The organism is Saccharibacillus sacchari, assembly GCF_037722395.1.
Classification (GTDB): domain Bacteria; phylum Bacillota; class Bacilli; order Paenibacillales; family Paenibacillaceae; genus Saccharibacillus; species Saccharibacillus sacchari_A.
Window position 1 is genome coordinate 16,611 of the sequence record NZ_JBBKAR010000022.1, and the last position, 15,913, is coordinate 32,523.

Genomic DNA, 15,913 nt, shown 5'->3' on the forward strand with positions numbered 1-15,913 from the left:
TCTGCCTTGCCGGCTTGCTTCGCTTGAGTCTATTCGCTGGTCAAAACGACTTTGCGCTCTACGATGTCTCCCCCGGATTGCATGAGCACACGTACCGTCTGCCCTGGAGAGTATGTTTTCATCAGCTCGTTCAGATCCACAAGCGCCGTAATGCGATGCCCGGCCACGCTGTACAAAACGTCGCCTTCCTTGACTCCGGCCGCAGCCGCTTCGTCGGATAACACTTCAGTTACGGTTAACGGATCGTCCGAAGGCAGGCCAACCGTGGCGGAGAAGCTTTCTTCGAGCCCAAGCCCCAGACTTGCACGAATCACTTCTCCTTGTTTGAACAGTTGGTCGACGATGTATTGTACCGTGCCAGCAGGAATGGTGAAGCCTGTATTATCAATATCTACGGCTGCGAATTTCATGGAGTTGATGCCGACGATTTCGCCGCGCATATTGACCAGAGGACCGCCGCTATTGCCTGGATTGATGGTCGCATCGGTCTGAATCAGTCGATACTCCGCACCAGCCGCGCGATTGAGACCGCTGATGATGCCCAGCGTGGCCGAATTTCGCAGCGACAACGATACAGGCGTTCCGATCGCGATCACCTGCTCGCCCACCAATGTTTTTTCGTTGGAGGAAACGAATTTTACGGGTTTGAAGCCTGTTACATTGATACGGATCAAAGCAATATCGCTCACCGGATCGCTGTAAACTTCACGTACCTTATACGATTTCCCTTCCGATGTAACGACCTGAATATTCTCCATCTCGTCCACCACATGGGCATTCGTCACGATCCAGCCGTTCGAGCGGATGATAACGCCCGAACCGTGCGCCAATTCGTATCCGTCTTCGCTGCCCCCGTAATCACTCCATTCGTCCACGTACTCCGAAGAGACTTCGCCGATGATCCCGACGACCGAAGGAGATACCTGTGCAATAATTTGAGGTACAGTCTTCGAGGAGGTCGTTCCCGACGATTTTGCCGCCGCGCTCGCTTCTGCTTGCGGCAAAAAGCCAACACCGCCGATTCCGATTGCTCCTGACAGCAGCAGACAAGCCACTTTCGTTCTCCTTTTTCTCATCCCGTCGACAACCCTCTTTCTTCGCATGTCCGGAAATCCGGCACAATCCATCCAACCTTAACACATTTAGTCAGCTAGCCGCCAGGGAACAACGGCTTGCAGTCGCTTGGCCTATATGCAATCCATTTTATTCCATTCCAATCAAAAAAAGAAGGCCTTCTTAATCCTTCATGTAAGAGGCGCTTCTAATCCCGCTGGAGCATATATTCAAATCTCGACGAAAGTGGATTTGGGGGTACGTTCATTTTTTAAAAATTTCCTTATTAACCTTTTACACCGTTCACTAAGCCCGATAAACGTTCTATGTATAACTTCCGAAAAAATGTCGAACCTATCGTCTTATATGTAGAAAGCGGCCGCCAGTACTCTGTACTAGGCCAAGCAGCCGCTTTTTTGTTTGAATGACTTCGTATTGCTATTAATCGCCCGAAGGCAGAGGGTTGGATTGCAGCTCCCGGCGGGTGCGTTCCGTATCCCGTTCCAGAACCGGAGCCAGATAATGACCGGTATACGATCCTTTTACCTTGGCTACTTCTTCCGGCGTACCTGTTGCCACGACGTCGCCGCCGCCGCTTCCGCCTTCCGGTCCCATATCGATCAAATAATCGGCCGTCTTGATCACGTCCAGATTATGCTCGATTACGAGTACCGTATCGCCGGACTCGACCAGACGATGCAGCACGCTTAGCAGGCGGTCGATATCGTCGACGTGCAGGCCGGTTGTCGGTTCGTCGAGAATGTAGATCGTTTTGCCCGTGCTGCGACGGTGCAGCTCGGAAGCCAGCTTCACGCGCTGCGCTTCGCCGCCCGAAAGCGTCGTAGCCGGTTGCCCCATTTTCACATAGCCGAGACCCACGTCCAGCAGCGTTTGCAGCTTGCGGCTGATCTTCGGTACGTTTTGGAAAAATTCGACCGCGTCTTCGATCGTCATTTCCAGCACGTCCGCGATGTTTTTGTTTTTATATTTCACTTCCAGCGTTTCGCGGTTGTACCGTTTGCCTTTGCAGACTTCGCACGGGACGTAGATGTCCGGCAGGAAGTGCATCTCGATTTTGATAATGCCGTCGCCTTTGCACGCTTCGCAGCGGCCGCCTTTCGTATTGAAGCTGAAGCGGCCCTTCTGGTATCCGCGTACTTTCGCTTCGTTCGTCGTAGCGAACAGATCGCGAATATTATCGAATACGCCGGTATACGTCGCCGGATTCGAACGCGGAGTCCGGCCGATCGGCGATTGGTCGACGTCGACGACTTTATCGATATGCTCCAGGCCGCGGATTTCTTTGTGCTTGCCCGGTTTCACGCGAGCACGATTGAGATCGCGCGCCAGCGCTTTGTGCAGGACGCCGTTGACGAGCGACGATTTGCCGGAACCGGAAACGCCCGTGACCGCGGAGAACAATCCGATCGGAATTTTGACATTGACATTGTTCAGGTTGTTTTCTTTCGCGCCGCGAATCTCCAACCAACGCTCGCCCGGCTGGCGGCGCTCAAGCGGAACCTCGATAAATCGGCGCCCGCTCAAGTATTGTCCGGTCAACGAGTCCGGATTGTCCATGACTTCCTGCGGCGTACCTTCGGCGATAACCTGACCGCCGTGTACGCCAGCGCCCGGACCGATATCGATGATATAGTCGCAAGCCATCATTGTATCTTCGTCATGCTCGACCACGATCAGCGTGTTGCCCAGATCGCGCATATGCAGCAGCGTCTTGATCAATCGGTCGTTGTCGCGCTGGTGCAGACCGATACTCGGCTCGTCCAGGATATACAAGACCCCCATCAGGCTGGAGCCGATTTGCGTCGCCAGACGAATGCGCTGCGCTTCGCCGCCCGAGAGCGTTCCGGCCGCACGGCTAAGCGTCAGATACGTCAGGCCGACGTTTTCTAGGAATCCGAGGCGGCTGCATACTTCTTTCAGAATCAGGTTCGCGATCGAACGTTCTTTTTCCGTCAGTTCCAGCGCGTTGAAGAATTCGGTTGCTTTCGAGATCGACAGATCCGTAACGTGCGAGATATTGACTCCACCTACGGTAACGGCCAGAATCTCGCGCTTCAGACGCTGACCTTTGCAAGTACCGCAAGGCTTGGTGCCCATAAAGCCTTCGATATATTCGCGCATACTGTCCGAAGAAGTGTCGCGGTAGCGGCGCTCCAGGTTCGGAATGATGCCCTCGAACGCAACCGTAACTTCCTTGCTGCGACCGAAATCGCCTTCGTAACGGAATTTGATCTTCTGACCGTCGGTTCCGTACAGGATTTTGTTTTTCTGATCATTCGTCAGCTCCGATACCGGAACGTTCGTCGGAATTCCGTAATGCTCGCACATCGAGGCCAAGAACTGCGGATAGTAATTGGACAAACCGCCGCTCCATGCCGTAAATGCGCCTTCTTCGATCGACTTGCGTTCGTCCGGCACCAGCAGTTCGGGATCGACGACCATTTTGACGCCGAGGCCGTCGCAGTCCGGGCAAGCGCCGAACGGGCTGTTGAACGAGAACATGCGCGGCGCAAGCTCTTCCATGCTGAATCCGCAGATTGGGCAAGCGAAGTTGGAACTGAAGCGAAGTTCTTCCTGACCGATAATATCGACCAGAAGCTGGCCGCCCGACAGCTTCAATGCCGTTTCGATCGAGTCCGCCAACCGGGTCTGCACGTCGTCCTTGATCACGATCCGGTCGACGACGACCTCGATCGTATGCTTTTTGTTTTTTTCCAGCTCGATGCTTTCCGCCAGATCGCGCAACTCGCCGTCGACGCGGACGCGGACGAAGCCCTGCTTGGATACTTCGGTAAACAAGCTTTTATGCTCGCCTTTTTTGCCGGAAATGACCGGAGCCAGAATTTGCAGCCGCGTCTTCTCCGGGAACTGCATAATCCGGTCCACCATCTGCTCGACCGTTTGCGACGTGATCTCTACGCCATGATCCGGGCAATGCGGCTTGCCGATCCGGGCAAACAGCAAACGCAGATAGTCGTAAATCTCCGTAACCGTACCTACCGTCGAACGCGGGTTGCGGCTTGTTGTTTTCTGGTCAATCGAGATTGCCGGCGATAACCCGTCGATCGAATCGACATCCGGCTTTTCCATCTGACCCAGGAACTGACGCGCGTACGCCGATAAAGACTCGACATAACGGCGCTGCCCCTCGGCGTAGATGGTATCAAACGCAAGCGAGGACTTACCCGAGCCGCTAAGGCCCGTCAGGACGACGAAACGATCTCGCGGGATCGTGACGTCGATGTTTTTCAAGTTGTGTGCTCTGGCACCTTTGATTACGATATTTTCGCTTGCCACCGGCCTCAACCTCCACATCTATTAACTTGTCAACTCTTAATCATCTGTTTTATTGGCATGACTTTCTATTAGGAAAAGACTTCTGCGACGGGGATCGGTGGGGTTCGTGCGTTGGAGACGCTACGGGTCCGGTGGGTTCCTTACGATCGCGTGTCGAATTCGGATTTTTTCATTTGACTTTATAAGGTGAAAATCCGAATTCAAAGGCGAGCGCTTCGCTTCTTCAGGAACCCACCTCCCCCTCCGCTCCTACCCGCCGTACGCCCAAGGTCGCCGCAGGTCTTTTTTTGTAGGAAGTCGTTTTGGGTCTTTCTTTTTGTAGGGATTTCGTTTTTTATTTAAAAGCACTTGATAGAGTAGTTTGACCAACCTTAATCATAGGTTTACGTTCGGCTGAAACGCACACGCTTTAGGTGCGTTTCAGGTGGGCGTAACCTTATATTTAACTTGGTCAAGCTACTAGCGTCAGCGTTGGTCCAGCTGTTTCAGAAGATCCTTTTCGTCGCGGAGCGGCGGGCGGAGGGAGGGATTGAGTGAAAGACGCCTTTGAACTCGGAAAGCTTCCTCTAAAGTTCCAATCAGGCTTTCCGGGTGAGACAGCGGCTTGAACCAATTCCTCCCGCAGCCTGCCCCTTCCAAAAACTTCGCCCTCAACCGGCGCTCCGGACCGCTACTCTGCGCGAAGCTCGAGTAGCGCGTCGCGTAGTTCGGCCGCCCGCTCGAAGTTGAGATTTTTGGCCGCTTCTTTCATTTCTTTCTCGATCCGCATCGCCATCTTCTCGCGTTCTTTCTTCGTCATCTTGCCTTCCGCGCCTGTCAGGAAGTCGGAACTTGCGTCGGCGGCCTTCGTGGCTTCGATCACGTCGCGGACCTTTTTCTTGATCGTTTGCGGCGTGATGCCGTGCTGCTCGTTGTACGCGATCTGAATCTCGCGGCGGCGCTCGGTTTCTTTCATCGCCTTGTCCATCGAATCGGTGATCTTGTCAGCATATAGGATGACGCGACCGTCAGAGTTCCGCGCGGCGCGGCCGATGGTCTGGATCAGCGAGCGCTCGGAGCGCAGGAAGCCTTCTTTGTCCGCATCCAGAATGGTCACGAGCGACACTTCCGGCAAGTCGAGACCTTCCCGCAGCAAGTTGATGCCGACGAGAACATGGAAGACGCCAAGACGCAGGTCACGCAAAATGGCGATACGTTCCAGCGTTTTGATATCCGAGTGCAGATAGCGAACCTTGATGCCGACTTCCTTGAGATAATCGGTCAGGTCTTCGGACATCTTCTTGGTCAGCGTGGTCACCAGTACGCGCTCGTCCTTCTCGATCCGGTCTCGGATCTCGCCGATCAGGTCGTCGATCTGTCCTTCCGTCTTGCGGACATCGATGATCGGATCAAGCAGACCTGTCGGCCGGATGATCTGTTCGACCATCGTGTTGCAATGCTCCATCTCGTAAGGCCCCGGCGTTGCGGAGACATAGATGAGCTGGTTCGCTTTGTCTTCGAACTCCTCGAACTTCAGCGGACGGTTGTCCAAAGCCGAAGGGAGACGGAAGCCGTAATCGACGAGCACGTTTTTACGCGCCTGGTCGCCGTTGTACATCGCCCGGATTTGCGGAAGCGTCACGTGCGACTCGTCGATCACGATCAGCAGATCGTCCGGGAAGTAATCCATGAGCGTGTACGGCGTGGCTCCGCGCTCGCGGAAGGTCAACGGTCCCGAATAGTTCTCGATACCGGAGCAGAAGCCGACTTCCTTCATCATCTCGATATCGTAGCGCGTACGCTGCTCCAAGCGCTGCGCTTCCAGCAACTTGCCTTGTTCCTTGAACACTGCGAGACGTTCTTCCAACTCCCGCTCGATGTTCGTAATGGCCACGCGCATTTTTTCCTCGCGGGTGACAAAGTGAGAAGCCGGGAAGATCGCGATATGGTCGCGCTCGCCCGTAATCTCGCCGGTCAGCACATTGATCTCGCTGATCCGCTCGATCTCGTCGCCGAACAACTCAATGCGTACCGCATGCTCTTCGCGCGAAGCCGGGAAAATCTCGACCACATCGCCGCGCACGCGGAACGTACCCCGAACGAAGTTGATATCGTTGCGTTGGTATTGAATATCGACCAGACGCGATAAAATATCCTGACGCGACTTTTCCATCCCTACGCGCAACGAAAGCAGCAGGTTGCCGTATTCTTCCGGGGAACCGAGACCGTAAATGCAGGATACGCTCGCCACGATCACCACGTCGCGACGTTCAAATAACGAACTCGTCGCGGAGTGGCGCAGCCGGTCGATTTCTTCGTTGATACTGGAATCCTTTTCGATGTACGTGTCCGAAGAAGGGACGTACGCTTCCGGTTGGAAATAATCATAGTAGCTGACAAAGTAGTCGACAGAGTTGTTCGGCAGGAATTCTTTGAACTCGCTCGCAAGCTGCGCTGCCAGTGTTTTGTTATGGGCAATGACGAGCGTCGGACGATTGAGCTTGGAAATGGTTTGCGCAATCGTAAACGTCTTGCCGGTACCGGTCGCGCCAAGCAGCGTCTGATGCTTTTTGCCTGCTTGTACGCCTTCAACCAACTGCTCGATCGCTTTTGGCTGGTCACCCTGAGGCGAAAATTCCGAGACAATCTCGAACGCCTTATTACTGATTACAATATCGCTCATTGGCCCTATTTCACCCTCATCATTTGAAGTGATAGTATTTGTAGCAGAGAATACGAAAAAAACCGACGTATCGCTTTCGTTTGACACGCCGTCGGGATGCTTTATATTGTACATAACCACTTTTTCGCGCGGAGAACGAAGCATCAAAGCCTTCACCGTACTCCAAAGTCGCGAAAATGCCTATTCCACGGGCTTTTTGCACCCTTTTTCGGGATTCGCAAAAAAAACGGCAATGCTTTTACGAGGTGGATCGCACCCGGGAAGAAAGCCTGCCGACACGCAAAACCGAGGCGGGTTATCGTTGACAAAGTACTCTGAACTTTAAGGAAAAAGACGCCTTAAATCGACGAAAAGGATTCGCTCTTCGCCCGTTCAAACCTTCCGCAATAAGAATGCGTGTTCCCGTTAAGTATACTCTTTTTCTCTAACCGATGCAATTATTTATGAAAATGAACTAGACCCTTGCAACACTTATTTCAAGCTTTTGCCGCAGAGAGGAACGAACGCATGGATATCACTACGATTATCGGAATCATTGTCGGTTTTGCCGCGCTGATCGGAGGTTTTTTATTGGAAGGCGGACAAGCCGGCGGCCTGCTGCAAGGCGCTGCCGCATTGATCGTGTTCGGCGGAACGGCAGCGGCTGTCGCGATCAGCTTTCCGTGGAAAAGACTCCGCACCTTGCCCGAAGCGCTGAAGTTGGCCTTTTTCCCGCAATCCATGAACGCCGAGCAATTGATCGACGATCTGGCGGATATGGCCTATACCGCGCGCCGTACGGGCATGCTTGCGTTGGAGAAAACGGCGGAAAGCCATGAGAATCCGTTTATGCGCGAAGGTCTCGGTCTGATCGTGGACGGAGGCGATCAACCGCTTATCCGGCGCATTCTCGAACTGGAGATCGACAAAAGGCAGGAACGGTTCGACGGGTACGCCAAAATTTTCGAATCCGCAGGCGGTTACGCTCCTACGATGGGGATCATCGGAACCGTAATGGGTCTGATCCGCGTACTCGGCAGCCTGGCGGAACCCGCTAATCTCGGTTCTTCCATCGCGGTCGCTTTTATCGCAACCCTGTATGGAGTAGCCAGCGCCAACCTGATTTTCCTGCCGATCGCATCCAAGATCCGCGCACGCGGAGAAGAGGAGGTCCAAGTGATGGAGATGATGCTGGAAGGCCTGCTTGCTGTTCAGAACGCCGAAAATCCGAATTTGGTCCGCAAAAAGTTGGCGACGTATCTGGACGATTATAAGGATGAAAAACCGGTCGGGGCGGATCAGCGATGAGCAGACGCCGCCGCGCGAAAAAGGAAGGACCTTCCCACCAGCAGGAACGTTGGCTGATTACGTACGCCGACTTGCTGACGCTGCTGCTGATCTTTTTTGTCATCATGTATGGGGTGAGTTCCGTGGATGCGGAGAAATACGCCGCCGTCTCTTCCTCTTTGCAAACGACATTCCAAGCCGGAACCAACATTCTGGATGGAGGTCCGAAGATTACAGGCGAGAGCGGTCAACAGCTTCCCGGTAGCGAGGGAGACGATGAAGGGCAAGCCGGAGACGATCAAGGAGCGGAGATTGTACCGGATGAACCTGATGAGGAACAACCCACCGAGCGCGAGCTGCAATTCCGGGAACAGGAACGGCAACTCGCAGGCTTTCTTCAGACGATCAACTCGTATATTGCGGAAAACGGCCTGGAGGATCAGATTTTCGTCGCCGACAAACCTCAGGGGATCTCGATCACGCTCAGTGACCGCTTCTTGTTCGACGTAGGCCGGGCCAATCTGAAAAGCGGCGCATCGGGCGTCTTGGATCGGTTGTCCAGTCTGTTCGGCACGGTCGACGCGACGATCAGCATCGAAGGCCATACGGACAATCAACCGATCACGGGCGGACGGTATGTCGATAACTGGGAACTGTCCGGCGACCGGGCTTTGTCCGTGCTTCGTTACTTCATTGACGCGCGAGGCTTGAAGCCGTCGCAATTCCAGTACGCCGGATACGCGGATACGCGGCCCGTAGGCAACAACGCCACCGCTCAAGGCCGCCAGCAAAATCGCCGCGTTGAAATCACCGTGCTGCGACAATTGCAGTCGGATGAAGCGGCCACGCCTTAAGATGAACGGAACATTCGTCGCCGAACGCCAAACGCACTCAACCTGCATCAAAAAGGACTGTTTTCAAGCCGATTCCCGGCGAGAAAACAGTCCTTTTCGATATGCGACCCGGCAACGAAAGTTGTATAGGCGATCGAATCGTTCAAACCGCTTTTGCGATCCGTTAGATCGATCCGCTCCTCCCACTCACATCTAAGCGACTGGATTCAGGTCTTTTCCGTCAAGTTCAGGCTTCTGTTCCGCATGCTCGACCTGGGCGGAAGCTTCCGTATTTTCCGAAACGACGGAATCGTCACCGGCATCGGAAATCGCTTGATCACGATTCTCCAACGTGAAACGCGACAATGTTTGTTGAAGTTCTTCCGCCAACTGCGACAAAAATTGCGCGGAACTTTGCACTTCTTCCATCGTCGACAACTGCTCTTCGCCTGCCGCGCTGACTTCCTCGATCCCCGCCGCCCCTTGCTGGGCGATGGAACTGACTTCGCGCATCGCGTCGGCGATTCTCGCCGTTTGGCTTGTCAGCACGGCGATCAGTTCGCCTGCTTCCCCCGTCTCCTGACGCACTCCGGCGACCGACCTGCGAATCCGGCCGAACACTTCCGAGATTTCCCGGCCGCTTTCCACGCCGAGTTTCGCGCGGTCCGCGCCTTCGTTCAGCGAGACGACGGCCGCTTCCGACTCTTCCCGGATCGCTGCGATAATATCGCTGATCGTGCGCGTGGAATTCGCCGAGCTTTCGGCCAGATTGCGGATTTCCTGCGCCACGACCGCGAACCCGCGTCCGGCTTCTCCGGCACGCGCCGCTTCGATCGAAGCGTTAAGCGACAGCAGGTTCGTTTGACGCGCAACCTGATCGATCAACACCGCCGCGGCTCCGATCTCTTCGGAGCGCTGGCGCAAACCGGTCACGACGTCGAGCGCATGCGCGACACTGGTGTCGATCTCGTTTATGCGGCTGAGCGTTTTTTGCACTTCTTCGCTACCCAACTCGGCGGCCGTATTGGCGGCCTGCACCGAGCCTGCGATCTCTTCCCCGCTCCGGCCCAGACGCTGCATATTGATCTCCATCTCGTCCACGAATCCGCTGACGCTGCTTACCGTTTTGGCCTGTGTCTCGAATCCGGCGGACAATTCCGAAGAGGACGTCGCGATATGTCCCGCCGCGCCTGTCGTTTGTTCCGCGCTTGCCGCAAGCTGCTGCGAAGAAGCCGACAACGTCACGGCACTCTCGTCCACGCGACGAATCATGTCGCGCAGCCCGTCGATCATACGGTTGAAGGATTGAGTCACCTGCCCGATCTCGTCGCGCGACAGATACGTTCCTTGCACGCTGAGATCGCCGCTTTCCGCGCGCTGCATCATACGCTGCATATCGCTCAACGGCTTGGATACGAGGCGCGAAATAAGCAGCCCGAACCCGGCAATCAGAAGAATGCCTATTCCGATGCAGATGATGATCAGGATCGTGGAGCTTTGCGCCAAGTCGAGAGAGGAAGCGTTATTGCTTTGCGCTTCGCGCAGCAACTGCGAATTGAGTTTGTTCACGACCAGATTGACCTGCTCGCGAATCGGTTGAAGCTCGGATTGGAACATCGCGTACGCTTCCTGGCTTTGGCTTCTCGTCGCCAGATCCACAATACGCGAACGCACGTTGAAATAGTCCGGCATTAATGTATTGTATTCCTCGTACAACGCTCTCGAAGCGCTGCTGAGCGAAATTTTTTCCAGTTCGGAATAAGCCATCGCGTTGCGTGCCGTTCGGTCGCTGATACTCAACGACAGATTTTGGTTCGCCGTGTAATCGGAGTTCAGCATCATCTCCATCACATAAGCTTCGATCGCACTGTTGTTCGAACTGACCTGCCCGATCGCATTGAGCGACCTCAAGTTGTTCTGGTACATATTTTCCGACGCTTCGGCCATCTGCTTCATCGTTGAAAATCCGGCGTAACCGATCACCAGCAGCATCACTCCCGACAGCAGAGTCAGCAATAAAATCTTGGTTTTGACTTTGAGATTCCTCATGTGGTCCATCGCCTCCTCGGCTAGTCTGAAAGTCCTTATCCCGCTAGGGTTTCTTTATTTTATCAGCTTCCCGTAAAATCTGTGCAAGAATTTTATGAAGAAAGCACCTATTTTTCAAACATTTTTGACGTAAGCGCCTTCATAACGGGAAGTCGAACATAGGCCGAAAGGATGATGTCAGATTCCTCTTTTTTCAGCGTATCAAAAAGGGTTGTCGCAGTGCCGAACTCTCGGCAAAACGACAACCCTTTCCTTTTCCCAGGCTACCTTGCGATAAAACAGATCTACTCGGTTTTGGCTATATCGGATGCTTGGGCATGGCCGACTGTTTCTTGCGATTCAACGGCTTTCGATACCTCGATCAACGGCGGCTCGGACTCGGGTTCGGGCAAAAAACGTCCTGGTTCAATCCGAGTATTCCATAAGCCGGGCAAAGACAACGGATGGGCAGGCTTTTCCGATACCGAAACATCATCCGGCGCAAAAATGAATCCAAGCTGATGATGGTCGCCATCATAGATCGGGCGTTGTAAAAATTTGCTTTCCCCGCTGCGATTCTGTACTTCCAGCTTACAGAATGCCGAGTTCACTCTTAGCGACTCGTGCATCTGTTGAGCGGTGGCAACCAGACTGCCATTTACTTTCAGTAACGTCTCACCTGGCAAAATCCCCATATCCTCGGCAGGACTTCCCGGTTGAACAGCCAGAATGCGAAGTCCGCGGCCGGAATGGGCATACATCGCGGATTGTCCGTCCTCTTCACGCAGGCTGTCGCGAATCAAGGCTTCACGCAAAGCGATACCCGCAATCCCCACCAGCACGGTCATCGGCGACCAGAATACGGCCCCCAGCGCCAATACCAACAGTGCCGCTCCGAACATCAGCCCACGGCGTGCAGCACGCGCAGCCTTACGCTCCGGCAGCAACGTCCATGTCACTTCCGGCATTCCGATCATGACCGGCAGCGCCAACAGCATATATCCCGTGGCTTCCGGTAGTCCCAGACCTGCAAGTAAAGGAGGCGCCCATGGCAGGGAGATCGGACCGTTTTCGGCGGGCACAAGCAGTAAGGTCGGAACCAACCAGAGCATACGCAAAACGTAGGCTCCGACCGGACGTCCCCTTTTCCCCGGTATGTACGTTGGCAAAGCAAAGTCTTTCCCCTGCCAGGCGATCAGACCGCTTTCCGCCAAATGCAGCAATGCCGCGAGAACCAATAACGCCGCGATATTCAAATCCGCAATCGCTCCGAATATCGTACCGGCAACGCCTTCATCGGGCAGCCCGGGAATGAAGCTCAGCACAAATTGCAAGACGCCAAGTACGCCTACCGCATAAATGAAGTTGGCAAAGCGAATACGGAAGATCAGTAGAACCAGCGCAGTCACCCATACTACGGCGGCTCCAACAGGAGTCAGCGTAAAGCCGATGCCTGCCATCACTAACGAAACGGCTACACCTGCACATAATCCACCAAGCAGCGCCCGCATGGCAGGAACACCGTACCCATGCAGCCGGATATGAAAAAGCTTCCGCTCCAAAATGCCCTGACGACGATAATACAACAGCAGGATCAACAGTCCCGCCCAATAAAAAGGCTGAATGACAAGTTCCAGCAGTGCCGACAGGATGATTTCCACATATTCGTTCATCGGTGTCTCCTTTTCGTCCCGCTAAATAAAAAGAGAAGGCTTGCGCCTTCTCCCGTTCAAAACGCTATGTCAGGAGTTCGACGCCGGAGCGAGCGTTTCCTGCTTGAGTTCCTGAATCGCTTTATTCAACTGAGTATCGTTGGCCGGATCGGCAATTTTTTCAAGAATGGCCGTTTCCAGCGCAAGAGCGGTCTTTTCATCTACAAATCCGCTCACCGTCAGCTTTTTCGCTGTTTGGAAAGCTTGAACCTGTTTCTTGGTCTCCGCATCGAAGTAACCGTCTTTGCGCTTCGTGTCATAGCCCAGTCCGCTCAACATGATCTGCGCGCTTTTCACGCTGTCATTATTCATGTTGTACTTCAAGGTCTGGTCTTTGTCGATCGGCGCTACCGTGAAGTAATCCGGCTGGCTAACTTTTTCGTCTGGCTTGATGCCTTTTTCGTGAATCCATTCGGCATCCGGCGTTAGCCATTTGGCGATCGTGATCTTGAGCAGCGTACCGTCGCCAAGACGATCCGGAATACTCGTTTGCACGGTGCCTTTACCGAAGGAATTTTCGCCAAGAAGCTTCGCTCCTGCCGATTCTTTCAGTGCCCCCGCCATGATCTCGGAAGCGCTGGCGCTGCCGCCGTTGATTAACACCGTTACGGGATAAGCTTTCTCCGAAGCCACGCCTGACGAACGGACGGTCTGACGGGCCCCGCCGCGCTGTTCTTCCTGCACGATGATACTGCCTTTCGGCACAAACTCTTCCGCCATATCCACGACGACGTTAAGCAGGCCGCCCGGATTGCTGCGCAGGTCGATAACCAGACCCTTCATCTTCTGTTTCTCCAGTTTGGTCAATTCTTCCTTGAAACGGTCACCTGTATTCGCCGAGAATTGAGTCACTTCGATGACACCGATTCCGCCTTCTTCCATATGGGCGTTGACGGTCTCCAGCTTGATGTCGTCACGTGTCAGCTCGAATTTGATCGGATCGGTCGTGCCTTCGCGTTTGACCATGATGGTGACTTTGCTGCCTTTCGGCCCGCGAATCTTGGATACGGCTGTTTGCAGGTCAAGACCCGCCAGCGATTCGTCGTCTACGGAAAGCAGAACGTCTTTCGCTTGAATGCCTGCTTTCTCCGCTGGCGAACCCTTGATCGGAGAAACGACGGTTACCTGTTCGTTCTTTAGCTCGACTTCCGCGCCGATTCCCGTAAACGAGCCTTCGATCGATTCATTGAACTCGCTCGCCTGCTCAGCTGCCATATACGAGGAGTAAGGGTCATCCAACGAACCTACGATGCCGTTGATGGCGCCCGTCACCAACGTCTCGTGATCGACTTCCTTATAATAACCGTCTTCGATCAGCTTGACCGCCGTATTCAGCTTATTCATATCATCCTGGCTCAGCCCTGTACTGGCACTGGCCCCGCTGCTCGCGAAGATCGGATAATTCGTCAAGGCCAGCACCGCTCCCCCTCCGATGATCATGGCCAAGATGACCAACAGAATCGCTGTCCGTTTTTTTACCATGGTGCAAGCCTCCTTGGAAGTCTCCTCAAACTATCTTCAAATGGTAATATCGTTTTCCCTATTGTGGCCGAAGCTTCCGTCAAACGCAAGACCCGCCCGTAAACGTACCGGGCGGGAAGCAAATGAGGTCGATCCTGGCCTTGTATGACCGGGTTTACCAGCCCAGATAAGGAACCGGGTTGACTGGCTCGCCATTGATGCGCACTTCGAAGTGCAAGTGAGGTCCGGTCGAGTTCCCTGTTGAGCCGACTTCGGCGATTTTTTGTCCGCGCGATACCGTTTGTCCGGACGACACCGCAATGCCTCCGTCGCGGATATGACCGTACAGCGTCCACACTCCGTTGCCGTGGTCGATGACTACCGTGTTTCCGTAACCGTTCCACCATTGGGCAACCGTTACAACGCCGCCTTCCGCGGCATGAATGTCCGTGCCTTGCGGCGCTGCCATATCGACGCCGGTATGCTTTTTGACTTTACCGGTGATAGGATGCACGCGAGTGCCGAAGCCCGACGACATACGGAAACTATCCACCGGCGTCAGCATCGAACCGCTGTTGGAAGACGTTGAACCGGAGTCGGAAGACGAATCCGGCGAAGACGAATCGCCGCTGCTGTACGAGTAGTCGCTGGTCGCGGGAGCTTGAATCGCCGCTGCGGCACGGGCCGCTTCTTCTTCCGCGATCCGTTGTTCCTCGGCTTTTTTCGCGGCGGCCGCTTGACGGGCTTTCTCTTGCGCGACGCGCAAAGCTTCTTCGGCCGCTGCCCGGCGCTGAGCTTCTTCGATTTCGCGCTTCTCGCGCTCCAGATCGGAACGTTTCGTCGCGAATTCGATCAGCATGGCATCTTGTTCTTCGCTAATCTCGCCCGCTTCTTCGATATCCACTTCGTATTGGGCGATCAGCTCGCGCTTTTCCTGCTCTTTGGCGTCGAGATCTTTTTTGTGGGCTTCGACTTGGGCTAGCAGCGTCTTCTGCTTGGCATGCTGCGTTTCCAGATCGGCCTGCTTTTCGATGACGATCTCCTGATCGCGCTTTTGCTCTTCCAGCACGTTGTTGTCCTGCCCGATAATACGCTTGATCGAATCTGCGCGGCTCAGGAAGTCGCTAAAATCGGCCGAAGCCATCAATACATCCAGATAAGAAACCGCACCGTCGGTATACATCAGGCGAACCCGCGTATCGAGAAACCCTTCGCGTTCGGCGATGCGCTTTTTGGCTTGTTCGAGTTCTTGCTCCGTTTTCTCCAGCGCAGCTTCCGTATCTGCCAGCTCTACGGTCACCTGGGTCAGCTTGTTGCCGACGGCTTCGATATTCGCGAGAACCTGCTCCAGATATTCTGTCGTTTTGTTTTTGCCGTGCTCGGCTTTTTGCTTATCGGCATCCGCCGCGTCCTTCTGGGCCTGCGCGTCCTGCTCTTTTTGCTGCAACTCTTCAAGCTGGCGATCGATTTTTTCAGTTGCGCCCGAAGCGTAGAGATTGGCAGGCTGGACGATCAATGCGGCCAACAAAACACCGGCCAATACCGAAGCTGTTTTTTTCAAAGCGGATTCCCCATCCTTT

At 54.4% G+C, this 15,913-nt stretch carries 9 protein-coding genes; 2 read left to right on the forward strand and 7 right to left on the reverse strand.

Annotated features, from left to right (window positions below; translation table 11 throughout):
- Positions 1 to 29: 29 nt before the first annotated feature.
- From WKI47_RS06710 to uvrB, 3 genes are all read right to left on the reverse strand, one after another.
- A complete protein-coding gene (locus WKI47_RS06710) occupies positions 30 to 1,076 on the reverse strand; it encodes a S1C family serine protease (RefSeq protein WP_340226405.1) in 1,047 nt (348 codons plus the stop codon).
- 418 nt (positions 1,077 to 1,494) lie between these two features.
- A complete protein-coding gene (uvrA, locus tag WKI47_RS06715) occupies positions 1,495 to 4,371 on the reverse strand; it encodes an excinuclease ABC subunit UvrA (protein WP_340226406.1) in 2,877 nt (958 codons plus the stop codon).
- A 670-nt stretch (positions 4,372 to 5,041) separates the two neighbouring features.
- Positions 5,042 to 7,033, reverse strand: coding sequence for an excinuclease ABC subunit UvrB (gene uvrB / locus WKI47_RS06720; protein WP_340226407.1), 1,992 nt, complete (start codon positions 7,031 to 7,033; stop codon positions 5,042 to 5,044).
- A gap of 507 nt (positions 7,034 to 7,540) precedes the next feature.
- Between uvrB and WKI47_RS06725 the strand changes: the two genes are divergently transcribed.
- Both WKI47_RS06725 and WKI47_RS06730 read left to right on the forward strand, forming a co-directional pair.
- Complete coding sequence (locus WKI47_RS06725; RefSeq protein ID WP_340226408.1) at positions 7,541 to 8,320, forward strand: flagellar motor protein; 780 nt, start codon at positions 7,541 to 7,543, stop codon at positions 8,318 to 8,320.
- Positions 8,317 to 9,153 (forward strand): flagellar motor protein MotB, encoded by an 837-nt coding sequence (locus tag WKI47_RS06730; protein ID WP_340226409.1) that lies wholly within the window; start codon positions 8,317 to 8,319, stop codon positions 9,151 to 9,153. The genes WKI47_RS06725 and WKI47_RS06730 overlap by 4 nt, the downstream gene beginning before the upstream one ends.
- Positions 9,154 to 9,345: 192 nt before the next feature.
- On the opposite strand, the gene WKI47_RS06735 is transcribed toward WKI47_RS06730, so the two are convergent.
- The 4 genes from WKI47_RS06735 to WKI47_RS06750 all read right to left on the reverse strand — a co-directional run bounded on the left by WKI47_RS06735 (position 9,346) and on the right by WKI47_RS06750 (position 15,894).
- Complete coding sequence (locus WKI47_RS06735) at positions 9,346 to 11,181, reverse strand: methyl-accepting chemotaxis protein (protein WP_340226410.1); 1,836 nt, start codon at positions 11,179 to 11,181, stop codon at positions 9,346 to 9,348.
- A 284-nt stretch (positions 11,182 to 11,465) separates the two neighbouring features.
- Positions 11,466 to 12,833: a PDZ domain-containing protein gene (locus WKI47_RS06740; RefSeq protein WP_340226411.1), complete on the reverse strand. Its 1,368-nt coding sequence runs from the start codon at positions 12,831 to 12,833 to the stop codon at positions 11,466 to 11,468.
- Between the two features lie 69 nt (positions 12,834 to 12,902).
- Positions 12,903 to 14,354: a S41 family peptidase gene (locus tag WKI47_RS06745; protein WP_340226412.1), complete on the reverse strand. Its 1,452-nt coding sequence runs from the start codon at positions 14,352 to 14,354 to the stop codon at positions 12,903 to 12,905.
- A 154-nt stretch (positions 14,355 to 14,508) separates the two neighbouring features.
- On the reverse strand, positions 14,509 to 15,894 hold the full coding sequence (locus tag WKI47_RS06750; protein WP_340226413.1) for a peptidoglycan DD-metalloendopeptidase family protein: 1,386 nt from the start codon (positions 15,892 to 15,894) through the stop codon (positions 14,509 to 14,511).
- Positions 15,895 to 15,913 lie beyond the last annotated feature (19 nt).